This is a genomic window from Streptomyces durmitorensis (genome assembly GCF_023498005.1).
GTDB classification, from domain to species: domain Bacteria; phylum Actinomycetota; class Actinomycetes; order Streptomycetales; family Streptomycetaceae; genus Streptomyces; species Streptomyces durmitorensis.
This window is the reverse complement of record NZ_CP097289.1, coordinates 5,242,040-5,268,753: the sequence shown is the minus strand read 5'-3', so window position 1 is coordinate 5,268,753 and position 26,714 is coordinate 5,242,040. Positions and strand designations below refer to the sequence as shown.

Annotated in this window: 22 protein-coding genes and 1 pseudogene; 13 read left to right on the top strand and 10 right to left on the bottom strand. The window is 71.4% G+C overall.

Going from position 1 to position 26,714, the window contains the following annotated elements; all coding sequences use genetic code 11:
- The first annotated feature begins 346 nt into the window (after nucleotides 1-346).
- The 4 genes from M4V62_RS23745 (at nucleotide 347) to M4V62_RS23730 (ending at nucleotide 3,874) form a co-directional block, all read left to right on the top strand.
- Nucleotides 347-1,714, top strand: coding sequence for an MFS transporter (locus M4V62_RS23745; protein WP_249592956.1), 1,368 nt, complete (start codon nucleotides 347-349; stop codon nucleotides 1,712-1,714).
- 78 nt (nucleotides 1,715-1,792) lie between these two features.
- The gene (locus M4V62_RS23740) at nucleotides 1,793-2,302 is read left to right on the top strand and encodes a DUF2771 domain-containing protein (protein WP_249589241.1); all 510 of its coding nucleotides are present in this window, start codon (nucleotides 1,793-1,795) and stop codon (nucleotides 2,300-2,302) included.
- 8 nt (nucleotides 2,303-2,310) lie between these two features.
- Nucleotides 2,311-2,961, top strand: a complete 651-nt coding sequence (locus tag M4V62_RS23735) for a futalosine hydrolase (RefSeq protein WP_425575131.1) — start codon at nucleotides 2,311-2,313, stop codon at nucleotides 2,959-2,961.
- Nucleotides 2,954-3,874, top strand: a complete 921-nt coding sequence (locus M4V62_RS23730; protein ID WP_249589239.1) for a 1,4-dihydroxy-6-naphtoate synthase — start codon at nucleotides 2,954-2,956, stop codon at nucleotides 3,872-3,874. The genes M4V62_RS23735 and M4V62_RS23730 overlap by 8 nt, the downstream gene beginning before the upstream one ends.
- Before the next feature lie 11 nt (nucleotides 3,875-3,885).
- Here M4V62_RS23730 and M4V62_RS43600 read toward each other — a convergent pair whose 3' ends face one another.
- Complete coding sequence (locus tag M4V62_RS43600) at nucleotides 3,886-4,269, bottom strand: cold-shock protein (RefSeq protein ID WP_055701393.1); 384 nt, start codon at nucleotides 4,267-4,269, stop codon at nucleotides 3,886-3,888.
- A gap of 171 nt (nucleotides 4,270-4,440) precedes the next feature.
- Here M4V62_RS43600 and M4V62_RS23720 point away from each other — a divergent pair, with 171 nt between their 5' ends.
- A complete protein-coding gene (locus tag M4V62_RS23720; RefSeq protein WP_249589238.1) occupies nucleotides 4,441-4,692 on the top strand; it encodes a hypothetical protein in 252 nt (83 codons plus the stop codon).
- Nucleotides 4,693-4,699: 7 nt separating this feature from the next.
- Here M4V62_RS23720 and M4V62_RS23715 read toward each other — a convergent pair whose 3' ends face one another.
- Nucleotides 4,700-5,326 (bottom strand): HAD family hydrolase, encoded by a 627-nt coding sequence (locus M4V62_RS23715; RefSeq protein ID WP_249589237.1) that lies wholly within the window; start codon nucleotides 5,324-5,326, stop codon nucleotides 4,700-4,702.
- 133 nt (nucleotides 5,327-5,459) lie between these two features.
- On the opposite strand from M4V62_RS23715, the gene M4V62_RS23710 reads away from it, so the two are divergent.
- The 4 genes from M4V62_RS23710 (at nucleotide 5,460) to M4V62_RS23695 (ending at nucleotide 9,479) form a co-directional block, all read left to right on the top strand.
- Entirely contained in the window at nucleotides 5,460-6,458 is a 999-nt protein-coding gene (locus M4V62_RS23710) for a FecCD family ABC transporter permease (protein WP_249589236.1), read from the top strand.
- Between the two features lie 89 nt (nucleotides 6,459-6,547).
- Entirely contained in the window at nucleotides 6,548-7,570 is a 1,023-nt protein-coding gene (locus M4V62_RS23705) for a FecCD family ABC transporter permease (RefSeq protein ID WP_430626881.1), read from the top strand.
- Complete coding sequence (locus M4V62_RS23700; protein ID WP_249589235.1) at nucleotides 7,567-8,427, top strand: ABC transporter ATP-binding protein; 861 nt, start codon at nucleotides 7,567-7,569, stop codon at nucleotides 8,425-8,427. Before M4V62_RS23705 ends, M4V62_RS23700 begins: the two co-directional genes overlap by 4 nt.
- A gap of 41 nt (nucleotides 8,428-8,468) precedes the next feature.
- A complete protein-coding gene (locus M4V62_RS23695; RefSeq protein WP_249592954.1) occupies nucleotides 8,469-9,479 on the top strand; it encodes an ABC transporter substrate-binding protein in 1,011 nt (336 codons plus the stop codon).
- A 99-nt stretch (nucleotides 9,480-9,578) separates the two neighbouring features.
- Here the strand turns inward: M4V62_RS23695 and M4V62_RS23690 are convergent, their stop codons facing one another.
- Genes M4V62_RS23690 through M4V62_RS23680 form a run of 3 tightly spaced genes read right to left on the bottom strand, consistent with a single transcriptional unit; the run spans nucleotide 9,579 to nucleotide 12,082 of the window.
- Nucleotides 9,579-10,364 carry an ABC transporter permease gene (locus tag M4V62_RS23690; protein ID WP_249589234.1) on the bottom strand — a complete coding sequence of 262 codons (786 nt, stop codon included), beginning with the start codon at nucleotides 10,362-10,364 and terminating at the stop codon, nucleotides 9,579-9,581.
- The gene (locus tag M4V62_RS23685; RefSeq protein ID WP_249589233.1) at nucleotides 10,361-11,353 is read right to left on the bottom strand and encodes an ATP-binding cassette domain-containing protein; all 993 of its coding nucleotides are present in this window, start codon (nucleotides 11,351-11,353) and stop codon (nucleotides 10,361-10,363) included. The genes M4V62_RS23690 and M4V62_RS23685 overlap by 4 nt, the downstream gene beginning before the upstream one ends.
- Before the next feature lie 54 nt (nucleotides 11,354-11,407).
- On the bottom strand, nucleotides 11,408-12,082 hold the full coding sequence (locus M4V62_RS23680) for a DUF4097 family beta strand repeat-containing protein (protein ID WP_249589232.1): 675 nt from the start codon (nucleotides 12,080-12,082) through the stop codon (nucleotides 11,408-11,410).
- Nucleotides 12,083-12,312: 230 nt separating this feature from the next.
- Between M4V62_RS23680 and M4V62_RS23675 the strand changes: the two genes are divergently transcribed.
- A complete protein-coding gene (locus tag M4V62_RS23675) occupies nucleotides 12,313-13,053 on the top strand; it encodes a GbsR/MarR family transcriptional regulator (RefSeq protein WP_249589231.1) in 741 nt (246 codons plus the stop codon).
- A 1-nt stretch (nucleotide 13,054) separates the two neighbouring features.
- Here M4V62_RS23675 and M4V62_RS23670 read toward each other — a convergent pair whose 3' ends face one another.
- The gene (locus M4V62_RS23670) at nucleotides 13,055-14,110 is read right to left on the bottom strand and encodes a hypothetical protein (RefSeq protein ID WP_249589230.1); all 1,056 of its coding nucleotides are present in this window, start codon (nucleotides 14,108-14,110) and stop codon (nucleotides 13,055-13,057) included.
- A 527-nt stretch (nucleotides 14,111-14,637) separates the two neighbouring features.
- Here M4V62_RS23670 and M4V62_RS23665 point away from each other — a divergent pair.
- Nucleotides 14,638-17,271 (top strand): helicase-associated domain-containing protein, encoded by a 2,634-nt coding sequence (locus M4V62_RS23665; RefSeq protein WP_249589229.1) that lies wholly within the window; start codon nucleotides 14,638-14,640, stop codon nucleotides 17,269-17,271.
- A gap of 77 nt (nucleotides 17,272-17,348) precedes the next feature.
- On the top strand, nucleotides 17,349-18,992 hold the full coding sequence (locus M4V62_RS23660) for a DNA repair helicase XPB (protein WP_249589228.1): 1,644 nt from the start codon (nucleotides 17,349-17,351) through the stop codon (nucleotides 18,990-18,992).
- On the opposite strand, the pseudogene M4V62_RS23655 reads toward M4V62_RS23660, so the two are convergent.
- Nucleotides 18,898-20,103 (bottom strand): annotated as a pseudogene (locus M4V62_RS23655) (glycosyltransferase 87 family protein); the annotation flags it as partial. The gene M4V62_RS23660 and the pseudogene M4V62_RS23655 overlap by 95 nt on opposite strands.
- 630 nt (nucleotides 20,104-20,733) lie before the next feature.
- Here M4V62_RS23655 and M4V62_RS23650 point away from each other — a divergent pair.
- A complete protein-coding gene (locus M4V62_RS23650; protein ID WP_425575280.1) occupies nucleotides 20,734-22,881 on the top strand; it encodes a HelD family protein in 2,148 nt (715 codons plus the stop codon).
- Between the two features lie 16 nt (nucleotides 22,882-22,897).
- Here the strand turns inward: M4V62_RS23650 and M4V62_RS23645 are convergent, their stop codons facing one another.
- The 3 genes from M4V62_RS23645 to M4V62_RS23635 form a co-directional block, all read right to left on the bottom strand.
- Nucleotides 22,898-23,464: a DUF2165 domain-containing protein gene (locus M4V62_RS23645; protein WP_425575279.1), complete on the bottom strand. Its 567-nt coding sequence runs from the start codon at nucleotides 23,462-23,464 to the stop codon at nucleotides 22,898-22,900.
- Between the two features lie 73 nt (nucleotides 23,465-23,537).
- Nucleotides 23,538-24,227 carry a copper homeostasis protein CutC gene (locus tag M4V62_RS23640; RefSeq protein ID WP_249589226.1) on the bottom strand — a complete coding sequence of 230 codons (690 nt, stop codon included), beginning with the start codon at nucleotides 24,225-24,227 and terminating at the stop codon, nucleotides 23,538-23,540.
- A 193-nt stretch (nucleotides 24,228-24,420) separates the two neighbouring features.
- Nucleotides 24,421-26,703 (bottom strand): heavy metal translocating P-type ATPase, encoded by a 2,283-nt coding sequence (locus M4V62_RS23635; RefSeq protein ID WP_249589225.1) that lies wholly within the window; start codon nucleotides 26,701-26,703, stop codon nucleotides 24,421-24,423.
- Nucleotides 26,704-26,714: the final 11 nt, after the last annotated feature.

The following is a 26,714-nucleotide window of genomic DNA, read 5'->3' as shown; positions in this document are numbered from 1 at the left end:
ACCTACGTCATCCATTCTGCGGGATGACCGAGAGGCGCGCGGCCAAGAACAACCGCCGCAGGCGCGCTACGCACGCTACCTTCTCCTGGCCCCTGGGCCTACACCGGCGTGCCCGCCCCCTCTGCCCGGGGCCCCCTCTGATGCCGCTTCGCGGCGGATTTCCCGCCCACCCACCCGTTTACCCCGCATCAGATTTCGCGCCCCCGCCCGATTGCCCCGCATCAGTTTTCGCGCCCCCGCCCGATTGCCCCGCAGCGTATGCGCCATAGTGCCCCCCTTTAAGGGGCACTATGGCGGAGTGGCTGCCGCAAGGTCGTCGTCCCACGGAGTCAGCGGACAGGGCCCGGTGCTGAACCGGGCCGCCCGCTGGATCGGCCGCGCCCTGCACCTCCCCTTCACCGGCACGGCCCGCGGCATCCGCAAGGCCACGCACGCGCACGGCGCGGGCGAGTCGGGGCTCGGCAAGCTCATCGAGCTGCACGCCGTGAACGGCGCGGGCGACGTCATGATCACCATCGCGCTCGCGTCGACCGTGTTCTTCTCCGTACCGACGGACGAGGCCCGCGGCCGCGTCGCCCTCTATCTCGCCATCACCATGGCGCCCTTCACTCTCCTCGCCCCCGTCATCGGCCCCCTCCTGGACCGCCTCCCGCACGGCCGCCGCTATGCGATGGCCGCCGCGATGCTGGCGCGCGCCCTGCTCGCCCTGCTGCTGTCCGAGGCGGTGATCACGGGGAGCCTGGAGCTCTATCCCGCCGCCCTCGGCGTCCTGGTCGCCTCCAAGGCCTACGGGGTCGTACGCAGCGCCGTGGTGCCCAGACTCCTGCCCAAGGGCTTCTCCCTGGTCAAGGCCAACTCCAGAGTCACGCTCGGCGGGCTCCTGGCGACCGGCATCGCCGCTCCCGTCGGCGCGGGGCTACAGGCGCTCGGGCCGCGCTGGCCGCTCTACGGCGCCTTTGTGATCTTCATTGTCGGGATGCTCCTCTCCCTCTCGCTGCCGCCCAAGGTGGACTCGGCGAAGGGCGAGCACAAGGCGCTCCTCGCGGCCGACGAGGAGCATCTGCACCTGCACGCGCGCGCCGAAGCCGCGACGGACACGTCCAAGAAGCGGCGCCTCGGACTGCGTACGGTCGGGCCCGCCGTCACCCACGCCCTCACCGCCAACGCCTCGCTGCGCTGTCTCTCCGGGTTCCTCATCTTCTTCCTCGCCTTCCTGCTGCGCGAGGAGCCCCTCGGCGGCCAGAGCGCCGCGGTGTCCCTGGGGATAGTGGGTGTCGCGGCGGGCGTCGGGAACGCGCTCGGCACGGCCGTCGGCGCCGGGCTGAAGTCACGGGCGCCGGAGGTCATCATCGTGACCGTCGTCGCCGTCGTCCTCGGCGTGGCCATCACCGCGGCGGTGTTCTTCGGGGCGGTGGGCGTCGCCTGCCTCGGCGCGGTGGCGGGCTTCGCGCAGGCCATGTCGAAGCTGTCCCTGGACGCGCTGATCCAGCGTGACGTGCCGGAAGAGGTGCGCACCTCCGCCTTCGCCCGCTCGGAGACCATCCTTCAGGTGGCGTGGGTGGTGGGCGGCGGAATCGGCATGGCCCTGCCGCTGATCGGGTCACTGGGGCTCTCGGTGGCCGCCGGGATCGTCGCGCTCGGCTGGCTGACGACCGCGCGGGGCCTGCTCGCGGCGGCCCGGCACGGCGGGAAGCGGCGCCCGCGGGTGGCGTGAGCCCGACAAATCCATGGGTGCGGCACGCCGCGACCCCCACGTGGCGAGACGGCACGGGGTGCCCGATAGCCTTCGCCCATGACCTCCCTGCTCCGCGGCGGAGCCGCACTCGTTCACAGCTCGGCGCGCCGTCGCCGTTCCGTGGCCGCCCTTGGCGCTGTCTCCGCCGGACTCCTCGTCCTGTCGGCCTGCGACAAGCCGACGCCGCTCGCCACCATCACGGTGGGCAGCAACTCGGTGAACTCCGAGGCCTCCTGCTACAACGACGGCAAGGAGCTCAAGCCGTCCCAGTTGCAGGGCTGCCTCAAGGACACGGACGTGAAGTCCATCAAGGTCGACCCCGACGAGAAGGTCCGCTTCGGCGTCGACCCCGAGGTCGCCGAGAAGGGCTGGACGCTCCTGATGAACGGTCAGCCGCTCACCGAGGCCAGCAAGAAGACGTACGTCGTCATCCCCGGCAGCGTCTTCTTCAACCAGCAGTACGGCGGCGGCACGAACTCCACCACCGTCAGCCTGCTCGAGGGCGGCAAGGGCTCCACCGCCAAGGCGACCGGCCTGTGGTCGTTCAAGCTCAAGAAGGACGCCTGACCGCTCCCTTGCAGTCTCCCCTCCGCCTGCTGGTAGCCACCGCGGTCCCCGCCGAACGGGACGCGGTGGCTGACCTGCTGCCCCCGCACGCCGACGCCGTCGCTGTCGGCGTCGGGCCCGCGGCCGCCGCGGCGCACACGGCGGCCGCCCTCGCGCGCGCCCCGTACGACCTGGTGGTCTCCGCCGGAATCGGCGGCGGTTTCCAGCCCGACGCACCCATCGGCTCCCTCGTCGTCGCCGACGAGATCACCGCGGCCGATCTGGGCGCGGAGACACCCGACGGCTTCCTGCCCGTCACCGAGCTCGGGTTCGGCGCCGTCACCCACCGGCCGCCGCCGTCCCTCGTACGGGACCTGGCCGCCGCCTGCGGCGCCCGCACCGGCACCGTCCTGACCGTCTCCACCGTGACCGGCTCCGCCGCGCGCGCCGCCGAGCTGCGGCGCCGCCATCCGCGTGCGCTCGCCGAGGCGATGGAGGGGTTCGGGGTCGCCGAGGCCGCCGCCGCGTACGCACTGCCCGTCCTGGAGATACGCGCGGTCTCCAACGCCGTCGGGCCGCGGGACCGCGGAGCCTGGCGGATCGGCGAGGCACTCGGCGCGCTCGGGGACGCGTTCGGGAAATTCGCGCCCGTACTGGAGAGTTGGAACCGGCATGACTGAATCGCCCGCATCGCCCGCATCGCCCGCAGCCCTGGCAGCCCCCGCATCCCCCGCGCAGGGCGCGAACGCCCTGAAGATCGCTTACTCCCCCTGCCCGAACGACACGTTCGTCTTCGACGCCTGGGCCCACGGCCGGGTGCCCGGCGCGCCCGCGCTCGACGTCACGTTCGCGGACATCGACATCACGAACGGCATGGCCGAGCGCGGCTCGTGCGCATTCGACGTACTGAAGGTGTCGTACGCCGTGCTGCCCTACGTCCTCGACGAGTACGCGCTGCTGCCCTGCGGCGGTGCGCTCGGGCGCGGCTGCGGGCCGCTGGTCCTGACCCGGGAGGCCGGGGTCGACCTCACGGGCAAGACGGTCGCGGTGCCGAGCGAGAAGTCGACGGCGTACCTGCTGTTCCGGCTCTGGGCCGCGGACACCCTGGCCGACGGCGTGGGCGAGATCGTCGTGCTGCCCTTCGACCAGATCATGCCCGCGGTGCGGGACGGCAAGGTCGACGCGGGCCTCGTCATCCACGAGGCGCGCTTCACGTACCAGAACTACGGCCTCAACTGCCTCGCCGACATGGGCGAGCACTGGGAGAACACGACGGGCCTGCCCATCCCGCTGGGCGCGATCATCGCCAAGCGGTCGCTTGGAGCGGAGCGCCTGCGGCAGCTCGCGGACGCCGTCCGCACCTCCGTGCGCATGGCCTGGGACGACCCCGAGGCCTCGCGCCCCTACGTCCTGGAGCACGCGCAGGAGATGGATCCGGCCGTCGCCGATCAGCACATCGGCCTGTACGTGAACGAGTTCACGGCCGACCTGGGCGAGAACGGCTACGCGGCGATCCGCGGACTGCTCACGCGAGCGGCGGCGGAGGGGCTCGTACCGCCCCTCGCGCCGGATGCGCTCACCTACGACCGGTAGCTGACCGGCGACTACACGTCCAGCTGGTCCGCCACCGCACGCAGCAGACCCGCGATCTTCGCGCCCGACGCCTTGTCGGGGTAGCGCCCCTTCTCCAGCATCGGCGTGATGTTCTCCAGGAGTGTCGTCAAGTCCTGGACGATGGACGCCAGTTCATCGGGCTTGCGCCGCTGGGCCGCCGCCACGGACGGCGTCGGGTCGAGGATCGTCACCGAGAGAGCCTGGTCACCGCGCTGGCCCGCGACGACGCCGAATTCGACGCGCTGGCCGGGCTTGAGTGTGTCGACACCTGCGGGCAGTACGGAGGAGTGCACGAAGACGTCGCCGCCGTCATCGCGGGAGAGAAAGCCGAAGCCCTTCTCGCTGTTGAACCACTTGACCTTGCCGGTAGGCACCTGAAGTCCTCGTCCTCGTACTTGTCGTCGTACGCGTCTATGCCGCGGAAAACGGCTCTGGATAGCACTACAGCGGGTCGCCCGACCCGCCAGCACCAAGACTATTGGTCCGGGAGCCGGTGACAAGACGTCCCCGGATTCTTCCTTCGCGCTGGGAACTACCCTGGTGGGGTGCGTGACAAAACCCAAGCGAATTCCGTAGGACCGGGCGATGGCCTGGTCCGGACCGGAGCAATCGTTTTCTTCGTCGGAGCCGTGGCCACTCTGGTCACGGTGGCCCCGCTGTTTCTCGGCACCGACCCCTTCCCGTCCATCGCCTACGCGGTGTGCATGCTGATGGGCGTCGGATTCCTCATCGCCGGGGCAGGAGTGCTGCGGGGTATCGCCGTTCAGCGCCGCCAGGCGAAATCCGCGGCTACCTAGCGGCCACTCAGGCGGCGCCGCCCGCGACGTACGCGTCGAGCCAGGCGGGGAACTGCGTCAGGTCGGCGAGCACGACGTCCGCGCCCGCCGCGCGCAGTTCCGCTGCGTCGCACGGCCCGGTCGCCACCGCGACGGAGAGCGCGCCCGCCGTACGCGCGCCGCGTACATCACCGGTGTGGTCACCGACGTACACCGCCGCGTCGTGCTCGCGCAGCGCCTCCGCCTTCGCCTCGGCCCACAGCCAGCCGATCACCGCGTCCGCCTCGATGCCCAGGTGCGCCAGGTGGAGCTTCGCGTTCGGCTCGTGCTTGGCGGTCACCACGATCGCCCGGCCGCCGTGGGCGCGCACGGCCGCGACCGCCTCGGGGGCGCCGGGCATCGCGAGCGTGGGGGCGATGGCGTACGTGGGATAGATCTCGCGGTAGCGGTCGCCCATCTCCTGGATCCGGTCCTCGGGGAACCAGTTGCGCAGCTCCTCCTCCAGCGGAGGGCCGAGCCGGGTGATCGCGAGATCGGCGTCTATGTACGTTCCCGTCTCGGCGGACAGGGCCAGGTAGGCCTCCCTGATGCCGGGCCGGGAGTCGATCAGGGTCATGTCGAGGTCGAAGCCGACCGTCAGAGCGCGTGCAGTCATGGGGCCATTGTGCAGAGGTCCGACGCCCTGGTGGCGGGCATTAAGGTCGCCCTTACGCTTAGCCAAGCCTTACCAAGCTTCCCGTTCAGCCCCCATCCCCCATCTCCCCACCGAACCGAAACGAGCTCAGCCGATGCGTGTGCCAGCCAGACGCGCTGTCGCGATGACGGCGGCCGTCGTGGCCCTGCTGCTCGCGGTCCTGCTCAGCCTCTCCGTCGGCGCCCGCGCGATCGCCCCGTCCGCCGTCTTCGACGCCCTGCTGCACGGCGGGCACACCGACGCCGCCGAGGTCGTCCGCGAGATGCGGGTGCCGCGCACGCTCATCGGCCTGATGGTCGGCGCCGCGCTCGCCCTGGCCGGCACGGTCCTTCAGGGCATCACCCGCAACCCCATCGCCGACCCCGGCATCCTCGGCGTCAGCCAGGGCGCGTCGGTGGGTGTCGTCATGGCGATCGCCTTCGCGGGCGTGCACACCCTCACCGGATACGTCTGGTACGCCTTCGTCGGCGCGGGCATCGCCTCCGTCGCGGTGTACGCGATCGCCGCGAGCGGCAGGGGCGGTGCGACCCCCGTGAAGCTCGCGCTCGGCGGCGCCGCGATCAATGCCCTCCTTGTGTCCGTGACCACCGGGATCCTCACCACCAAGGCCTCCGCCCTGGACGAGTTCCGCTTCTGGCAGGTGGGCTCGCTCTCCGGGCGCGACTCCGAGATCGTCGGCCAGATCTGGCCCTTCCTGCTCGTGGGGCTCGTGCTGGTGCTGTCCGTGGCGCGCGGGCTCGACGCCCTTGCCCTGGGCGAGGACGTGGCCAAGGGGCTCGGGCAGAAGGTCGCGACCGTGCGGATCGTCGGGGGGCTCGGGGCGACCGTGCTCACCGGCGCGGGCGTGGCAGCGGCCGGTCCCATCGCGTTCATCGGCCTCGCGGTCCCGCACATCGCCCGCGCGATCGTGGGCAGCGGGCACCGCTGGGTGCTGCCGATGGCCGCGGTCCTGGGGCCGGTGATGCTGCTGGTCTCCGACACGGTGGGGCGCGTGATCTTCCCACCGAGTGAGGTGCCCGCCGGGGTGATGACCGCGCTCATCGGGGTGCCGTTCTTGGTGACCTTGGTGCGCCGGAAGGCGGTGGCAGCGTGACCTCGGTATCTCCTGAACCGCCGCTTCGCGGCGGGACTCTCCCACCCACCCACCCGATTACCCGCATCCGACCCGCCGGGTACGCAGTGGTGCGGTTCGGGAAGGCTGCCTTCCTGCTCCACCGCAGGGCAGCGGCAGCCGCAGTCATCCTCGCCCTGCTCCTCGCGGCGAGCTGCCTCGCGTACCTCTGCATCGGCGAGTCCTTCGTCGCACCCGGCGAGGTTCTGAAGGTCCTGACGGGGCAGCCGTCCCCCGACGAACTGGTCGTGGGAACGCTGCGCGAACCCCGCATGGTCGTGGGCCTCCTCGTCGGCGCCGCCTTCGGCGTCGCGGGCGGGCTCATCCAGACCGTCGCCCGCAACCCCCTGGCCAGCCCCGACATCATCGGCATCAGCCAGGGCGCCAGCGCCCTGACGGTGGGGGCGATGACCCTCGGGGTCACATCGGCCACCGTCCTGCCCTACCTCTCGGTGCTCGGCGGCATCGCGGCCGCCGCGCTCGTGTACGTCTTCGCCTGGCGCGGCGGCCTGCACGCGACGCGCTTCGTGCTCATCGGCATCGGCTTCGCGATCGCCCTGCGCTCCATCACCACGCTCTTCATGACCAAGGGCGACTATCTCGTCGCCCAGCAGGCGCAGATCTGGATGACGGGCTCGCTCAACGGCCGCGGCTGGACGGAGGCCACGCCACTGGCCTGGACCCTGCTCGTGCTGCTCCCGTTCGTCTTCTGGGCCGCCCGCGCCCAGCGCTCGGTCACCATGGACGACGACACGGCGACCGCACTCGGGGTGCGCCTCGGGCACGTACGCCTCGGTCTCGTCCTGCTCGGCGTCGTCCTCGCCTCCGTGGCGACCGGCGCCGCGGGGCCCGTCGACTTCGTGGCGCTGCTCGCCCCGCAGATCGCCCGCCGGATGACCCGCACCGCGCAGATCCCGCTGCTCTGCTCGGCGCTCATGGGCGCGCTGATCGTGGTCCTCGCCGACCTGCTCGCCCGGCGGCTCTTCTCGCCCACCGAGCTGCCGGTCGGCGTGCTCACGGCGGCCGTCGGAGCCCCGTACCTGATCTGGCTGATCGTTCGCAGTCGTTCCGTCCGCAATGGAGGCACCTCGTGACCGCCGCCCGCCTCAGCGCCCGCGAGCTGACCCTCGCCTACGAGGACCGCGAAGTCGTGCACGAGCTCGAACTCGCGGTCCCCGACGGCAAGGTCACGGTCATCGTCGGCCCCAACGCCTGCGGGAAGTCGACGACCCTGCGCGCGCTCGGCCGCCTGCTCAAGCCCAGGAGCGGCGCGGTGCTGCTCGACGGCGACGCGCTCGCCAAGCTGCCGACCAAGAAGATCGCCCAGCAGATCGGGCTGCTCCCGCAGACTCCGGTCGCGCCCGAGGCGATCACCGTCGCCGACCTCGTCGCGCGCGGACGCCAGCCCCACCAGCACTGGTGGCAGCAGTGGTCCGACGAGGACGAGCGGGCCGTGACGGAGGCGATGGAACGTACCGACGTCGCCGCGCTCGCCGAGCGGTCCGTGGACGAGCTGTCCGGCGGTCAGCGCCAGCGGGTGTGGATCGCGATGGCCATCGCGCAGGAGACGGACATCCTGCTCCTGGACGAGCCGACGACGTATCTCGACATCTCGCACCAGGTGGAAGTGCTCGACCTGGTGCGCCAGTTGGCCGCGGAGAGCCACGAGGGCGAGCGCGGCAGGACCGTGGTCGTGGTGCTGCACGACCTCAACCAGGCCGCCCGGTACGCCGATCACCTCGTCGCCATGAAGGCGGGCCGGATCGTCGCCGAGGGCACGCCCGCCGATGTCGTCACCGAGGATCTCGTGCGCGAGGTGTTCGGTCTGGAGTGTGTGGTGGTACCGGATCCGGTGACGGGGTCGCCCCTGGTCGTCCCCGGCGCTCCGTGGGCCGCCGAGCCGCGCCCGCAGCCCTCGCCCGCCGATCGAAAGGTGGCCCAGAAGCCATGACCGCCAAGACCGACAGGACCGCGATGACCGCGATGACCGTCATGCCCGCCGCACCCAGCTCCGCACACCGCCGCCGCCGTCGCCGTCACGCCGTCGCCGCCGGAGCCCTCGCCCTGAGCGGCGCACTCGCGCTGTCCGCCTGCGGCTCGTCGGACTCCGACTCCGGCTCTGAGGGTGACTCCGGCTCCGGCTCCGGCAAGACGCATGTCGTCAAGACCGCCATGGGTGAGGTGAAGGTCCCTGTCGCGCCCCAGCGGGTCGTCGTCCTCGACACGGCCGAGCTGGACTCGGCGATCACGCTGGGCGTGAAGCCGGTCGGCTCCACGCACGTCGAGGCGTCGTCGGGCTTCCCGGGCTATCTGCCCAAGGACAAGGTCAGCGGCATCAAGGACGTCGGCGAGATGCTGAACCCGAACATGGAGGCCATCGCGGCCCTCAAGCCGGACGTCATCCTCACCAGCAAGATCCGGCACGCCGCGAAGTACGACCAGCTCAAGCAGATCGCGCCGACCGTGATGACGGAGAACACCGGCTACCCCTGGAAGGAGAACTTCCAGGTGCACGGCGACGCGCTGGGCAAGAAGGCCGAGGCGAAGAAGGTCGTCGCCGACTACGACGCGCACGCCGAGAAGGTCACCACCGCCGTCGGCGGCCCGGCGAAGGCCAAGGCGACAAAGGTCAACGTCGTCCGCTTCGTGGAGGGCGCGGACATCCGCATCTACGGCGAGCAGACCTACATCGCCACGCTCCTCAAGGACGTGGGTCTCGGCCGCCCCGCCGTCGCGGCCAAGGCCAAGGACGGCTTCTCGTACGACGTGTCGCCCGAGAAGATCGACCTCGCCGACGCGGATGTCATCTTCCGCTCCACGTACGGCGATCCGAAGAAGTCCAAGCAGACGCAGACCGTCGGCAGCAGCCTGTGGAAGAACATGGACGCGGTGAAGAAGGGCAATGTCCACACCGTCGACGACGAGCTGTGGATCCAGGGCATCGGCTACACGGCGGCGAACAAGATCCTGGACGAGATGCAGGCGGACCTGACGAAGAAGTGACCGCGTACGAAAGAAGAGCGGCGTACGCCGACGCGATGTCGGAGTACGCCGCTCTGGGTGGGACGAGTGGCGGGGAAGTGCCCCGCGCTGTCACGGCGGTTACTTCGGGTCGTTGTTGAACTTGGCCTTCGACCAGAAGTAGCCGAGCACGGTCAGTCCCAGGCACCAGGCGATGGCGATCCAGCCGTTGTTGCCGATCTCGCTGCCGAGCAGCAGGCCGCGCAGGGTCTCGATGGCGGGCGTGAAGGGCTGGTACTCGGCGATCGGCCGGAACCAGCCCGGCATCGTGTCGACCGGGATGAAGGCGCTGGACAGGAGCGGCAGCAGGATCATCGGCATCGCGTTGTTGCCTGCCGCCTCGGCGTTCGGGCTGACCAGGCCCATGCCGACCGCGACCCAGGTGAGCGCCATGGCGAAGAAGACGAGCAGTCCGAAGGCGGCGAGCCACTCCAGGACCGTGGCGTCGGTGGAGCGGAAGCCGATGGCCACGCCGACCGCACCCACGAGGACCAGGCTCATCACGCACTGGATCACGCTGCCGACGACGTGCCCGACGAGCACGGATCCTCGGTGGATGGCCATGGTGCGGAAGCGGGCGATGATGCCCTCGGTCATGTCGGTGGAGACGGAGACCGCGGTGCCGATCGTGGTGCTGCCGATGGTCATCAGGAGGATGCCGGGGACGATGTAGGCGATGTAGTCGGCGCGGTCCGTGCCGCCGATGCCCGCGCTCATCACATCGCCGAAGATGTAGACGAAGAGCAGCAGCAACATGACCGGCGTGAGCAGCAGGTTGAGGGTGAGGGACGGGTAGCGCCGGGCGTGCAGGAGGTTGCGGCGCAGCATCGTGGACGAGTCGCGCACGGCGAGGGCGAGGGAGCTCATCGGACGTTCTCCTTGGTCTGGTTGGCCTGGTTGGTCTGGTTGGCCTGGTTGGCCTGGTTGGGGATGTCGGCCGGGCCGGTCAGGGCGAAGAAGACGTCGTCCAGGTCGGGGGTGTGCACGGTCAGTTCGTCCGCCTCGATGCCGGCGGAGTCCAACCGGTCGAGGATGGCGCGCAGTTCGCGCTGGCTGCCGCCGCTGAGGATCTGCAGCGCGAGGGCCTCGTCGTCCTTCGCGGCCTCGTCGAGCGCGAGGGCGGCGGACCGATAGGCGGCCGGGTCGGTGAAGCGGAGCCGGACGTGCCCGCCCAGGATGAGCCGCTTCAGCTCGTCGGCCGTGCCCTCGGCGGCGATCTTGCCGTCGTTCAACACTGCGATGCGGTCGGCGAGTTCGTCGGCCTCCTCCAGGTACTGGGTGGTGAGGAGGATGCTGACGCCGTCGGCGACGAGCTCGCGGATGATCTGCCACATGTTGTGTCGGGAGCGCGGGTCCAGGCCGGTGGTCGGCTCGTCGAGGAAGATGATCCGCGGGTTGCCGACCAGCGTCATGGCGATGTCCAGGCGGCGCTTCATGCCGCCGGAGTAGGTGGAGGCGGGCTTCTTCGCCGCCTCGGTCAGGTCGAAGCGCTCCAGCAACTCGGCTGCCACCCGCCGCCCTTCCTGCTTGGGGAGGTGGTGCAGGTCCGCCATGAGGAGCATGTTCTCCTCGCCGGTGATCAGGCCGTCGACCGCGGAGAACTGGCCGGTGACGCCGATCGCGGCCCGCACGGCCTGCGGTTCGGCGGCCAGGTCGTGGCCGCCGACGTGCAGTTCCCCGGCATCGGCGCTGATGAGGGTGGAGAGGATCTTCACGGCGGTGGTCTTGCCCGCGCCGTTCGGACCGAGGAGCGCGAAGACGGTTCCTTCGGGGACGGTCAGGTCGACGCCGTCGAGGACGACCTTGTCTCCGTACGACTTGCGCAGCCCGTTCGCCGCGATGGCCAAGCTGGTCATGGTGGATGCTCCTTGAGTGGCTGTCAGAGGCTGTCGGGCTGCGGGCGTCGACGGTCAGAGGCTGCGGGCGTCGATGTCGCCGTAGCCGGTGGTCGCGTGGATGGTGAGTTCGGCGGAGGCGCCTTCGGCGTTCTTGAGGGAGTTGTGGATCCGACCGTAGGAGGTGCCGGCGTCCAGGGACGCGGAGACGCCGCGGGCGGCGCCGACCGAGATCGCGCCGGACTCGGTGCGCAGCGCGACCTTGCCGTGCACGGCCTCGGCGACGGTGAGGTCGCCCTTCTGGGTGCTGATCTCCGCGGGTCCGCCCAGGCGGCCGACGAAGATGTCGCCGTCCTGGAGGGTGAGGTGGGCGCTCGCGGTCTCGTCGAGCTTGACCGTGCCCTGCGCGCCCTCGAACACGACGTCACCGAGCCGTCCGACGCCCCGGAGGTCGAAGCTGGCGGCCTTCGCGTCGACGCGGGAGCCGGCGGGCAGCTGGACGGTCACCTCGACCGACCCGGAGCCGCTGCCGAGGATCCGGTTCTTCGCCGGTGCGGCCTCGATCCGCAGGACGCCGTCGCCGTACTGGACCTCGATCTGCTCGGCAGCCTTCACGTCACGGCTGTTCGACTTGTCGGCGGGGAGGATCTCGACCGCGGTGTCGGCCCGGTCGGCGGCGATGAAGCGGATGTGGCCGGCGGGGATGTCGAGGACGGCGGCGATCGGGGCGGGGGTGTCGAAGTTCTGCATGGTGTGCTCCTTCGGGTTTCCGTTGCTGTGTTTCTGACATTGGAAAAGCTACGTTGCATTCACGATTCCAACAACTCCTTCGTTGCACAGAAACAACATCTACGCAGCTCAGAGCAGATAAATCGTTGCAACAGCCCAAAAGATAACGCAACGCCAACCACACTCACGTTGCAATGGATTGAAAGTGAACGCTATGGTGGGGGCACCCGAGGAGTACGAAGGAGACCGCGATGCCGGGCGGCAGACTCACCCAGCAGGAACGTCAGCAGATCGCGCTGGGCCTTGCCGAAGGCCACGCCTACGCGGAGATCGCCAGACGCCTCGAACGTCCGACCTCGACGATCACGCGCGAGGTGATGAGGAACGGCGGCCCCACCGCCTACCGCGCCGACCTGGCCCACCGCGCCACCGAACGCCGCAACCACCGCCGCAAGCAGGCCGCGCCCCGAGACGCTCAGGCGCTCCCGCAGGCCCACGGACGCGACGCCGAGGCCGTGCAGGAGTACGTGGAGACGCTCACCACCGTCTTCATGCAGTCGGGGATGACCAAGATGACGGCCCGGGTGCAAGCCTGCCTCTGCACCACCGACGAGGGCCGCCTCACCGCGTCCGAGCTCGTCCAGCGCCTTCAGGTCAGCCCGGCGTCCGTCTCCAAGGCGATCACGTTCCTGGAGAGCCAGGGGCTCATCCGCCGGGAACGGGACGAACGCCGCCGCGAGCGCTATGTCGTGGACGACGACGTCTGGTACCAGTCGATGATGGCCAGCGCCCGGTCCATCGCCCAGATAGTCGAGACCGCGCGGCAAGGCGTCGGCACCCTGGGCCCCAACACCCCGGCCGGCGCCCGCCTCGAGAACATCGCCCGCTTCCTCGACTACGTCAGCGAGAGCACGGCGCGCGCCGCGGACCAGGCCCGCGAGATCCTCCACACCAAGCCCGCGGCGACAACGCCAGGACCGGATCGCGGATGACTCAGGGCCGTTGCCGCTGCGATCTCCACAACAGGTAGAGCGCGGAGGCGACGGCCGCGCCGCGGACGACCCACGGCCAGGTGTCGGCCATCGCGTCGCTCATGTGGCCGTCGCGGATGGGATCGCCCCAGCGGCCTTCGTTCCTGCCCCACAGCCAGGTGATCCCGGCCGCCACGGAGAGGCCGGGAAGACCGATGACGGCCCACTTCGCCTCGGCGCGGCTCAGCCTGCGCGAGGCGTAGGCGAGGAGCCAGCCGCCGCCCAGGGCAAGCCAGTTGCCGAGGATGGCGCCGACGGTGAGGAGGGCTGCGGCGAGCAGGAGGAGGGGGTTGGTGAAGCGGGGGGCGGCAGAGGCGGTGACTGCGGATGCGGGGCGGCGGATGCGGAGGCGACGCCGCCGGGCGGCGGGCGCACCGGCTTCCTCCCACTCTTCCTCGTCACCTACATCGGCATCGACTTCATCCTCCTTTTCCTCCCGCTCCTCCTCTTCGAGGCGCTTCTTCGGCGGGGGCTTGAGGATTTCCGGGATCTCTACGCCGCCGGTGAAGCCCGGCACGCTGTCGGCGAGGCCGAAGGGGCTGCTGTCCACCCGCCACCAGTCGGGCTCGGAGCCGCTCTCGCCGAGCTCGTCCGTGCTCGCGAGGTGCGGCGGGGAGGGCCCGGGGTCCTCCTCGGGCAGCTCCGGTTCCTCCGCCGCCGGGCGGGGGCGGGGCACGATGCGGCGCAGGCGCTTGGGGCGTTCCTTCGGCTCCGGGGTGCGTTGGGTGGGGACGGCGGGGCGGGGAGTGGCCGTCTTCGGTACGTCACCGGGGCGGGCCCCTGCATCCCCACCTGTGCCTGCGGCTTCGACCAACTCCTCGGGGGTGCCGAGGCGGTCCAGGATGCGGCGTATCGCGGCCGGGCTGTCGCCCGTGGTCTTCGCCCGGCTCCGGTCGATCTCGTTCCGCAGGGCGGAGACCAGGCGCATGCGGGTGCCTGACGGCAGCTGGTGCTGCTGGGCCAGGTCGCCGACGCGGCTCAGATAGTCGAAGACGAGCTGATCGCTCTCGATCCCCACGAAGTCCCCTCCGGGGCGGCCCCGTTGACGAGCCGCCCGTTGTACCCGGTGAGTCGACGTTACCTTCTCCTGGCGGGGGCGCCCCACTCCTGCCCCTTGATCGCCCCCGCCAGCAAAGCCCCCGCCCAAGCCTTCCCACCCACCCGCCCGATCACCCCGCATCCGCCCCTCGCCGAACATGCTTTCCCGCCCACCCACCCGTTACCCGGTAGTCGGCGACGCTCGTGAGGGGACGTGCCGGTATGTCTGCCCGGAGCACGGTTCGCGGCGCTCCAGCAGCGAAGCAGCCCCGCGGCCACCGGACGATAGCGAGGACGGACATACCGGCACGGCCCCGCACCCACAGACGAAGCGGTTCCGCCCGCCCGCCCGTTACCCGGTAGTCGGGACCGCTCGCGAGGGGACGGACATACCGGCGCGGCCCCGCACCCAAGACAGACCCGCGTCGGCCCCCCGCACCCCACCCCACGCCCGGACCACCGCCAGGAACGCCCGGCACCGCACCCCAACCCGCTACCGTGGCCCTGATGAGCACCGACGAGCAGCCCCAGCGCCCAGCGGACACACCCCGGTCCCTCGCCGAGGCACTCCGGTCCCGCGACGACGCGTCCCTCGGTGCGCTGCTCCACGCCCGCCCCGACCTCCTCACCCCGGTCCCGAACGACCTCACCCAGCTCGCGACCCGCGCGGCCACCCGCGCCTCCGTCGTCCGCGCCCTGGAGCGGCTCGACCGGTTCGCCCAGCAGGTCGCCGAGGCGCTCGCCGTGGCCCCGGAACCGGCCACGTACGAAGAGCTGCACGCCCTCGTCGCCGGGGACGAGCAAGGAGTCGAGCAAGGGCGAGGCCGCGCCACCGTCGACGCCGCGCTCGGCCGCGCCCTCGCCACCCTCCGCGAGCAGGCCCTCACCTGGGGCGCCGAGGACCGCATCCGCCTGGTCCGCACCGCACGCGAACTCCTCGCCCCCGCCCCGCAGTACCCCTCCCCCACCGGCCTCGGCCCCACCGTCGCCGAAGCCACCGCGGGCATGTCGCCGAACCGCATGCAGGACATCGTGGCGGCGGCCGGGCTCCCCTCCACCCACGACGCGGTCTCGGCGGTCAAGTCCCTCACCGAGCTCTTCGCGGACCGCACCCGCATGTCCGCGCTGCTCGACGAGGCCCCCGCGGAGTCCGTCGAGGTGCTCTCACGGCTCGTCTGGGGCCCGCCCTACGGCCAGGTCACCGCCGACCCGGCCCGCCACCTGCGCTGGCTCCTCGACCGCGGGCTCCTGCTTCCCACCTCGCCCGGCACCGTCGTACTCCCCCGCGAAGCCGCTCTCCACCTGCGCGCGGGCCGCGCGCACCGGGTGCTCGAACCGGTACCCCCAGCCGTCGAGCCGCTGCGCGAACACCGTCCACAGGCTGTGGACGCCGCGGCGGCGAGCCAGGCGTACATGGCGCTCGACACGGTCGAGGAGCTCCTGAAGGACTGGGACGAGGGCGGCCCCACCGTGCTGCGCGCGGGCGGCCTCAGCGTGCGCGACCTGAAGCGCACGGCGGTGGCCCTCGACGTACCGGAGCCGGTGGCGGCGTTCTGGGTCGAACTGGCCTACGCTGCGGGCCTCGTGGCGCCGGACGGCGACGCGGACGAGCGGTACGCGGCGACACCCGCGTACGACGACTGGCAGGAACTGCCCGCCCCCGAGCGCTGGTCGGTCCTCGCCACGGCCTGGCTGACGGCGACCCGCACCGCGGGCCTGATCGGCGGCCGTGACGGCAAGGACCGCACGCTGTCGGCGCTCGGCCCGCACCTGGACCGCTCGTCGGCGCCGGAGATCAGGCACCGGGTGCTCACGCTCCTCACCACCCTGCCGGACGGCGCGAGCCCGACGCCCGAGTCGATCCTCGCGCGCCTGCGATGGGAGCGACCGCCGCGCGGCTCGGCCGGGGGCGGCGCGTCCGCCGGAGGCGTTTCCACCCACGCCCCGGCCGCCAACGCGCCCATGGAGCTGCGGGCCCGCATCGCCCAATGGACGCTGAACGAAGCGGAGTTGCTGGGGATCACGGGCCGCGGGGCGCTGTCCGCGCACGGCCGGGCGCTGCTCGGCTCCGAAAGCGAGGACGAGGGTCCCACCACACGAACAACAGCCACCCACGCCACCCACACCACCCCCGCCGCTCACACCGCTCACACCACCCACACCGCTCAGCCCACCCACGCCACACCCCCCTCCGCCGCCGAACTCGCCGTCTCCGGAGCGAGAGCCGCCCGCCTCCTCGCCCCCCTGCTCCCCGAGCCGCTCGACCACGTCCTGCTCCAGGCCGACCTCACGGCCGTGGCCCCCGGCCCCCTGGAGCGCCCGCTGGCCGAGACGCTCGCCGTGCTCGCCGACGTCGAGTCGAAGGGCGGGGCGACGGTGTACCGGTTCACACCCGGCTCCGTGCGGCGCGCGCTCGACGCGGGCAAGGCCGCCTCCGACCTGCACGCCTTCCTCGCCGCACACTCCCGTACGCCGGTTCCGCAGCCGCTCGCGTACCTCATCGACGACGTGGCCCGTAAACACGGCCACCTGCGGATCGGCGCCGCATCCGCGTACGTACGCTGCGACGACGAGGCCCTCCTGAACGAGATCCTCGCCGACAAGCGCTCCCAGAACCTGCGCCTGCGCCGCCTCGCGCCGACCGTGCTCGCCGCGCAGGCCGACCCCGGGGCCCTCCTCGAAGGCCTGCGCTCGATGGGCTTCGCGCCCGCGGCGGAGAGCGCCGAGGGCGACGTACTGATCACCCGGGCGCACGCCCACCGCTCGCCGCCCCGCACCGCGCCCGAGCCGGTCCACGACGGCCCCCCGCTGGCCGACGCCACGCTGATCGGTGCGGCCGTGCGCGCCATCCGCGCGGGCGACCTGGCCTCGACGGCGCCCCGCAAGGCAGCCCCGGAGACCGGCGACACGCTGCCCCGCACGACGGCGTCGGAGACCCTCGCCACGATGCAGGCCGCGGTCCTGACGGGCGAGGCGGTGTGGATCGGCTACGTCAACGCGGAGGGCTCGGCGAGCCAGCGCGTGATCGCCCCGATCCGCGTGGAGGGCGGCTTCGTCACGGCGTACGACCACACGGCGGACGAGGTCCGCACCTACCCCCTGCACCGGGTCACGGGGGTCGCGGAGCTGGCGGACGACTGAGCCCGCAGCCTGAGGCCGGAACGTATTCACGCGCCATGCGGCACACTGGACGTTTGGCTTACCGAAAGGGTGCGCGCGTGAATGGTCCCCTGATCGTCCAGTCGGACAAGACTCTCCTGCTCGAGGTCGACCACGAGCAGGCCGACGCCTGCCGCCGAGTCATCGCGCCCTTCGCGGAGCTGGAGCGTGCTCCCGAGCACATCCACACCTACCGCGTGACGCCGCTCGGCCTGTGGAACGCCCGTGCCGCCGGGCACGACGCGGAGCAGGTCGTGGACGCCCTGGTGGAGTTCTCCCGCTATCCCGTGCCGCACGCGCTGCTCGTGGACATCGCCGAGACGATGGCGCGCTACGGCAGGCTCACCCTCTCGAAGCACCCCACGCACGGCCTCGTCCTGACCACCACCGACCGTCCGGTCCTGGAGGAGATCCTCCGCTCCAAGAAGGTGCAGCCGCTCGTCGGTGAGCGGGTGGACGCGGACACCGTCGTCGTCCACCCCTCCGAGCGCGGGCAGGTCAAGCAGACCCTCCTGAAGCTGGGCTGGCCCGCCGAGGACCTCGCCGGGTACGTCGACGGCGAGGCGCACCGCATCGAGCTCGCGGAGGACGGCTGGGCGCTGCGGCCGTATCAGAAGCAGGCGGTCGAGGGGTTCTGGCACGGCGGCAGCGGTGTGGTCGTGCTGCCCTGTGGCGCCGGCAAGACGCTGGTGGGCGCCGGTGCGATGGCCGAGGCCAAGGCGACCACGCTGATCCTGGTGACCAACACGGTCTCCGCCAGGCAGTGGAAGCACGAGCTGATCAAGCGGACCTCGCTGACCGAGGAAGAGATCGGCGAGTACAGCGGGACCCGCAAGGAGATCCGGCCCGTCACCATCGCCACGTACCAGGTCCTGACGACGAAGCGGAAGGGTGTCTATCCGCACCTGGAGCTCTTCGACTCCCGGGACTGGGGCCTTGTCATCTACGACGAGGTGCACCTGCTCCCCGCCCCCGTCTTCAAGTTCACCGCCGACCTCCAGGCCAGGCGGCGGCTCGGCCTGACGGCGACGCTGGTGAGGGAGGACGGCCGGGAGTCCGACGTCTTCTCCCTCATCGGGCCCAAGCGGTTCGACGCTCCGTGGAAGGAGATCGAGGCGCAGGGGTACATCGCGCCCGCCGACTGCGTCGAGGTGCGGGTCAATCTGACGGACTCGGAGCGCCTCGCGTACGCGACGGCCGAGGCCGAGGAGAAGTACCGCTTCTGCGCCACGACCGCCACGAAGCGGAAGGTGACGGAGGCGCTGGTCAAGAAGCACGCGGGCGAACAGACCCTGGTCATCGGGCAGTACATCGACCAGCTGGACGAGCTGGGCGAGCACCTGGACGCGCCCGTCATCAAGGGCGAGACGACGAACGCGCAGCGCGAGAAGCTGTTCGGCGCGTTCCGGGAGGGCGAGATCTCCGTCCTCGTCGTCTCGAAGGTCGCGAACTTCTCGATCGACCTGCCCGAGGCTACGGTCGCGATCCAGGTGTCCGGGACGTTCGGCTCCCGGCAGGAGGAGGCACAGCGGCTCGGTCGTGTGCTGCGTCCGAAGGCCGACGGTCATGAGGCCCGCTTCTACTCCGTCGTGGCCCGGGACACCATCGACCAGGACTTCGCGGCGCATCGGCAGCGGTTCCTTGCGGAGCAGGGGTACGCGTACCGGATCGTGGACGCGGACGAGCTGCTTGCCGACAACTGAGTGCGGCCATGATCACGAGGGCCAGCAGGGTGTAGGGCGACGCCAAGGGCTGTTGCCAGTGAGGGAGTCGTAGGTCCAGGTCGCCCTGGTGCGGGACGAGCCACAGGGTGCGGGCCGTGAAGAGGGTCGCCACCGCCGCGGTCAGGCGGGGGCGGCCCTCTGCCATGAGCAGGGCCAGGAGCGGGACGCACCAGACCCAGTGGTGGGACCAGCTGATGGGCGAGACGAGGAGCGCGGTGGCGGCCGTCAGGAGGACGCCGCGGGCTTCGCTGGTGGTGCGGCGGCTTGCCAGCCACAGGCCTGCGGCGGCGGTGAGGGCGGCCGGGACGGCCCAGAGGAGCCCCGGGTGCGGGTCGTGGGCGAGGCGGGCGACGAGCCCTTGCAGCGACTGATTGTCGACGATCCACGCCTTGCCGACGCGGCCCGTCTCGAAGATCCGGTGGGTCCAGAAGTCGAGGCTGGCGGCGGGGAGCACGAGCGCGCCGAGCGCGAGGGTGCCGGTGAGGGCGGCGGTGGCGGTGAGCCCTTCGCGTACGCGCCGGGTGAGGAAGAGGTACGCGATGAAGACGGCCGGGGTGAGCTTGATCCCGGCGGCGACACCGATCGCGAAGCCCTTGCCGACGGCGCCGGGTGCTCTGGTGAGGTCCCAGAGGATCAGGCAGGCGAGGGCGAGGTTGATCTGCCCGAAGAGGAGGGTCTGGAAGACGGGCTCGAACCAGAGGGCGAGGGCGGTGAAGAGCGGGATGAGACGAGTGGGGAGATCGGCGAGGCGGCAGGAGAGGTGGACGAGGAGGGCGAGGAGGACGACGTTGCCGATGAGGAAGGTGAGCTTGAGGGCGGGGAGGGGGAGCCAGGTGGTGGGTACGAAGAGGATGGCGGCGAAGGGCGGGTAGGTGGCCGGGAGGTCCCACTCGGTGACGGTGAACCCGTAGAGATCGCTCCCACTGACGACGGCGGCGCCTTCGGCTCGGTAGACGAGGGTGTCGGCCATGGGGATGCGTTGGGCTACGCAGAGGGTGGCGAGGGCGGCGAGGGAGACTGCGAGCAGGGCGGCTGCTGGCGCGGGGGCCTTTGCGTAACGTGACCAGTTGCTCACAGTGGGTGCCTTCACGGCGGCGACCCTAGTAGATCTCACCCCGCGGAACGGCTCCGTCTGCGGGGGGGGCGGGGCCGCGCCGGTATGTCCGTCCTCGCTATCGTCCGGTGGCCGCGTAGCTACTTCGCCGCTGGAGCGCCGCGAACCGTGCTCCGGGCAGACATACCGGCACGCCCCCTCACGAGCGCCGCCGACTGCGGGTGCACTCGCACTGCGGGGCTGGTCCGTCTTGCGGGCGGGGCCGCGCCGGTATGTCCGTCCTCGCTATCGTCCGGTGGCCGCGTAGCTACTTCGCTACTGGAGCGCCGCGAACCGTGCTCCGGGCAGACATACCGGCACGCCCCCTCACGAGCGCCGCCGACTGCGGGTGCACTCGCACTGCGGGGCTGGTCCGTCTTGCGGGCGGGGCCGCGCCGGTATGTCCGTCCTCGCTATCGTCCGGTGGCCGCGCAGCTACTTCGCCGCTGGAGCGCCGCGAACCGTGCTCCGGGCAGACATACCGGCACGCCCCCTCACGAGCGTCGCCGACTACCGGGTAACGGGTGGGTGGGCGGGAAAGCATGTTCGGCGAGGGGCGGATGCGGGGTGACGGGTGGGTGGGTGGGAGAGGCCCGCCCCCCCCGGGGGGAATTCGGTGGCCCCGCCATGCAGGGGGGCATAAAATGCCCGGTCTGCCCGCGTGCAACGCGCCCGCGCCGACCGGACGGCAACCGGCCGGCCCCAGACCCCGCACCCCGCCGGAGGCACCCCGTGCACGCCCACCCCGACCCGCTCTCCCGAGAGCGGAACCACCTCTCCGCGTCCCGCTCGGCCCTGAGAGCCATGCGCGAGGACGCCGAGGCGCTCGACATCCGCGACGTCACCGCGAACTGGGTCAACGCCGCCGTCCTGCAGAGCCAGATCGACGACCGGATCAAGTCCCTCGCCGACCTGTCCCACACCCCCCTCTTCTTCGGGCGGCTCGACTATCTCCACGCCCCCGGCGCCGACCAGGCCGAAGGCGCCGAGGGAGAGCAGTTCTACATCGGGCGGCGGCACGTCCACGACGCCGACGGCGACCCCATGGTCATCGACTGGCGCGCCCCCGTCTCGCAGCCCTTCTACCGCGCCTCCAAGAAGGCCCCGATGGACATCGGCCTGCGGCGGCGGTTCGGATACACCGGCGGTGACCTCACCGCGTACGAGGACGAACACCTCAGCGACGCCGACGAGAAGGAGCAGACCAGCAAGCTGCTCCAGCAGGAGATCGAGCGGCCCCGCGTCGGACCCATGCGCGACATCGTCGCCACCATCCAGCCCGAGCAGGACGAGATCGTCCGGAGCGGGCTCGGGGGGTCCGTCTGCGTTCAGGGCGGGCCCGGCACCGGGAAGACCGCCGTCGGCCTACACCGTGTCGCCTATCTGCTCTACGCCCACCGCGAGCGCCTCGCCCGGACCGGGACCCTGGTCATCGGGCCCAACAAGTCCTTCCTGCACTACATCGAGCAAGTCCTGCCCGCTCTAGGTGAGTTGGAGGTCAAGCAGGCGACGGTCGACGACCTCGTCGCCCACGTCGACGTACGGGGGACGGACGACGCGCCCGCCGCCGTCATCAAGGGCGACGCCCGCATGGCCGACGTTCTGCGCAGAGCCCTGCGGTCCCATGTGAGCATGCCCGGCGAGCCCGTCGTAGTGGTGCGTGGGTCCCGGCGTTGGCGCGTTCCCGCCTACGAACTCGAAGAGATCGTCGGGGAGTTGCTCGCTCGCGACATTCGGTACGGCGCCGCCCGCGACGCCCTGCCCCAGCGCATCGCCCACGCCGTGCTCGTCCGCATGGAACAGGCCGGCGAGGCACCGGACGACCGCGTACAGGATGCCGTCGCCCGCAACCCCGCCGTGAAGGCCGCCGTCAAGGCCGTGTGGCCGCCCGTCGATCCCGCCAAGCTCGTGCTGCGGCTGCTCTCCGATGCCGAGTTCCTCGCCGTGCACGCGGAGGGGATCCTCGACGCCGACGAGCAGAAGCTCATCCTCTGGGCCAAGCCCGCGCGGAGCCTGAAGGCCGTCAAGTGGTCCGCCGCCGATGCCGTGTTGATCGACGAGGCCAGCGATCTCGTGGCCCGGACCCATTCGCTCGGGCATGTCGTCCTGGACGAGGCGCAGGATCTTTCCCCGATGCAGTACCGCGCCGTCGGGCGCCGCTGCACCACCGGATCCGCCACCGTCCTCGGCGACCTCGCGCAGGGCACCACCCCGTGGGCCACCCGCAGTTGGGAGCAGGCCCTCGACCATCTGGGGAAGGGCGATGCCGTGGTGGAGGAGCTCACCGCGGGGTTCCGTGTGCCCCGGGAAGTGATCGCGTTCGCCTCCCGGCTGCTTCCCTCCATCGCGCCCGGCCTCGCCGAGGTGAAGTCCGTGCGTGAGTCGGCGGGTTCACTCGTGGTGCGGCCCGTGGACGACCTCGACGCCGCTGCCCTCGAAGCCTGCGTCGAGTCGCTGCGGCAGGAGGGGTCCATCGGGCTCATCGCCGCCGACGCGCGCGTACCCGCGCTCGCCGAAGCACTGGACGCCGCCGGGATGACGTACCTCTCGCCCGGTGAGGAGACCACCCCCGACACCCGGCTCACCCTCGTGCCCGCCTCCCTCGCCAAGGGACTTGAGTACGACTATGTCGTACTCGACGAGCCTGCGGCCGTCGTGGACGGCGAGCCCGACGAGCGGACCGGGCTCAGGCGGCTGTACGTCGCCCTGACCCGTGCCGTCTCGGGGCTCACCGTCGTGCACTCGGCCGCGCTTCCCGAGCAGCTCGCCCGCTAGGCGAGAGCGGGGCGGTTCACTCGCTTCCCTTGGAGCCGTCCGCCGGGGCGCCGGCGGACGGCAGGTGCGTGACGACGAGCACGATGCCCGCGAGCGTCACGACCCGCGTGGCCGCGTCCAAGCCGTTCCAGTCCTCCGACTGCCACATGGCGAACCATTCGCCGCCGATCCCGATGAACCCCGCCCCGAACAGGACGAGGAGCATCAACAGGCCTATGGTGCCCGCCCGTTGGGCCCGGCGCAGTCCCTGGGGGCGGCGCAGGGCACCGGCCCACAGGGCTGTCGCCGTGAGGAGGACCAGCGCGGCCAGGGTCTCCCAGACGATGATCCCGACGTACGCGGCGTCCTGGAGCGCGGTGGATCTCACCGCGCGCCACATCAGGTCGTCGTCCTTGAAGGTGGTGTCCATCGCCAGGACATGGCGCACGAACTGTTGGTTGGAGTCGAAATCGGTGATGTTCCCGAACGCGACGAGCGTGATGTAGAGCGCCACCGTCCCGGTGAGCAGCGTCGCGGCCACGGGCAACGCCCCGGCCGCGAGCATCCGCTCGGCGGGACGCGCCTTGTCTGCTGGTGTCGGCATGAAGTTCTCTCCCCGTAGGCCCAGTTGTATCCCGTCCCGCGGAGAATACGATCAAGCGGCCCGCGGTATGGGATCAGGCGTCCACCGCTGCCCGCCACCGGGCGACGGCCTCGGCGCAGACCGGTGCCGTCCAGCCGTTGGGCCGCGAGGCCCCGCCGATGTGGAAGGCGTCGACCCCGGCGGCCAAGAGCTGCGGGAGGTGGTCGAGGCGCAGGCCGCCGCCGACCAGGATCTGCTGCTCGTAGCCCGGTTCGCCGGACCGTGCCGCCTCGGCGAGCAGCGTGGGCAGGCCCTCGTCCACGCCCGCCGCCGCGCCCGCGGTGAGGTAGGTGTCGAGTCCCGGCAGGTCCGCGAGCTGCTTGCGCAGGGCGTCGCGGTCGGGGGTCCGGTCGATGGCCCGGTGGAACGTCCAGCGGCAGCCGTCGAGCGCGCCCACCACCGCCTCGACCGCGGGCAGGTCGGGGCCGCCCGTCTCGTCGAGGAAGCCGAGTACGAACTCGTCGGCGCCCTCGCTCCTGAGCTCGCGCGCACGGCGTACGAGCTCGGCCACGTCGCCCGCCGCGAAACCGTCCGCCAGGCGCAGCATCACGCGCAGGGAGATGTCCACGGCGGCGCGGATCTCGGCGAAGGTCTCGCGGGACGGGGTCAGGCCGTCCGCGGCCATGTCGGTGACCAGCTCGAGGCGGTCCGCGCCTCCGGCCTGGGCGGCGACGGCGTCCTCGGCGTCGAGGGCGATCACCTCCAGGACTGCACGCTTGCTCATGGATGTCTTCCTTCGGGTCCGGGTCCGCGGGGGCGGGCATCGCAGAAGTCTCCGAAGCCGCCGCACATAGGTCTAGTCCAATTACCCAGCCTACGCGCAGATCACCCCGGCGCGACCCAAGCGCACCGGGGTGATCGTAGAGACATGTACACGCCGACCTTGCCGCAGGTTCGGGCAAGTGCCCCCTCGGCGTTCAGCTCAGCGGCTTGAACCCCCTCAGGCGCAGGCTGTTGCCGACCACGAAGACCGAGGAGAAGGCCATCGCGGCGCCCGCGATCATCGGGTTCAGGAGGCCCGCGGCGGCCAGTGGCAGTGCGCCCACGTTGTAGGCGAAGGCCCAGAACAGGTTCGACTTGATCGTGCCGAGGGTGCGGCGGGAGAGGCGGATGGCGTCCGCCGCGGCCCGCAGGTCTCCTCGTACGAGGGTCAGGTCGCCCGCCTCGATCGCAGCGTCCGTGCCCGTGCCCATCGCCAGACCCAGGTCGGCCTGGGCGAGGGCCGCCGCGTCGTTCACGCCGTCGCCGACCATGGCCACGCTGCGGCCCTCCGCCTGGAGGCGCTTGACGACGTCCACCTTGTCCTGCGGCATGACCTCCGCGATCACGTCCTGCGGAGCGATGCCGACCTCGGCGGCCACCGATGCCGCGACCGCCTTGTTGTCGCCGGTCAGGAGGATGGGCGTGAGGCCGAGAGCGCGGAGGCGGCGGATGGCTTCCGGGCTCGTGTCCTTGACCGCGTCCGCCACCTCCAGGACCGCGCGGGCCTCGCCGTCCCAGGCGACCGCGATCGCCGTACGCCCGGCCGCCTCGGCCTCGGCCTTCGCCCGCTCCAGCTCCACGGGGAGCCCGATCGCCCACTCCTTGAGCAGAGCCTCGCGGCCGACGAGCACCGCGTGGCCCTCGACGATGCCCTGCACACCCAGGCCCGCCACGTTCGCGAAGTCCTCGGGGACGGGCAGCGTGCCGACCTGTGCGGCCGCGCCGGTGGCCACCGCCTGGGCGATGGGGTGCTCCGAGGAGTGCTCCAACGCCCCTGCCAGGCGCAGGACTTCGTCCTCGGTGGTGCCGTCCGCGACGTGCGTGGCGAGCAGCGTCATCTTGCCGGTGGTGACGGTGCCGGTCTTGTCCAGGACGATCGTGTCGACCTTGCGGGTCGTCTCCAGGACCTCCGGGCCCTTGATCAGGATGCCGAGCTGGGCGCCGCGTCCGGTGCCGACCATGAGGGCGGTCGGTGTCGCGAGACCCAGGGCGCAGGGGCAGGCGATGATCAGCACGGCGACCGCGGCGGTGAAGGCCGCCGTCAGACCGGAGCCGTTACCGAGCCAGAAGCCGAGGGTGGCGACGGCCAGCGCGATGACGACCGGCACGAAGACGGCCGAGATCTTGTCGGCCAGGCGCTGGGCCGCCGCCTTGCCGTTCTGCGCGTCCTCGACGAGCTTGGCCATCCTGGCCAGTTGGGTGTCGGCGCCGACGCGGGTGGCTTCGACGACGAGGCGTCCGCCCACGTTCAGGGTGGCTCCGGTGACCGCGTCGCCCTTGGCGACCTCGACCGGCACGGACTCGCCGGTGAGCATGGAGGCGTCGACGGCGGACGCGCCCTCGACGACCTTGCCGTCGGTGGCGATCTTCTCGCCGGGGCGGACGAGGAAGCGGTCGCCGGTCTTCAAGTCGCTTACGGGGATGGTCTCTTCACGCCCACCGTCGCGCAGGACCGTGACGTCCTTGGCGCCCAGCTGGAGCAGCGCCTTCAGGGCGGCGCCCGCCTTGCGCTTGGAGCGGGCCTCGAAGTACCGCCCGGCCAGGATGAAGGCGGTGACGCCCGCCGCGGCCTCCAGGTAGATGTTCCCCGCGCCGTCCGAGCGGGAGATGGTCAGCTCGAAGGGGTGCGTCATGCCGGGCGTACCGGCCGTGCCGAAGAACAGCGCCCACAGCGACCAGATGAACGCGGCCGAAGTGCCGACCGAGATCAGCGTGTCCATCGTCGCCGCGCCGTGCCGCGCGTTCGTGAAAGCGGCCTTGTGGAAGGGCCAGGCCGCGTACGTCACGACCGGCGCCGCGAGGGTCAGCGAGAGCCACTGCCAGTACTCGAACTGGAGGGCCGGGATCATCGCCATCGCGACGACGGGCACGGAGAGCAGGACCGCCGTGATCAACCGCTCGCGCAGGGGCCGCAGTTCGTCGTCGGCCCGCCGCTCGTCGTCGCCCGGGTCCGACTCCTCGGTGCCGGCCGGGGCGGGCTCCTGCGCGGTGTAGCCGGTGGCCTCGACGGTGGCGATCAGGTCCTGTACGGCGATGTCCTGGCCGCGGTAGCTGACCTTGGCCTTCTCGGTGGCGTAGTTGACGGTCGCCTCGACGCCGTCCATGCGGTTGAGCTTCTTCTCGATGCGGGCGGCGCACGAGGCGCAGGTCATGCCACCGATGGCGAGCTCGACTTCGGCGGTGGACGCCACCTCGGGGGTGCCGGGTGTGGTGGACATGGCTGCGGGCT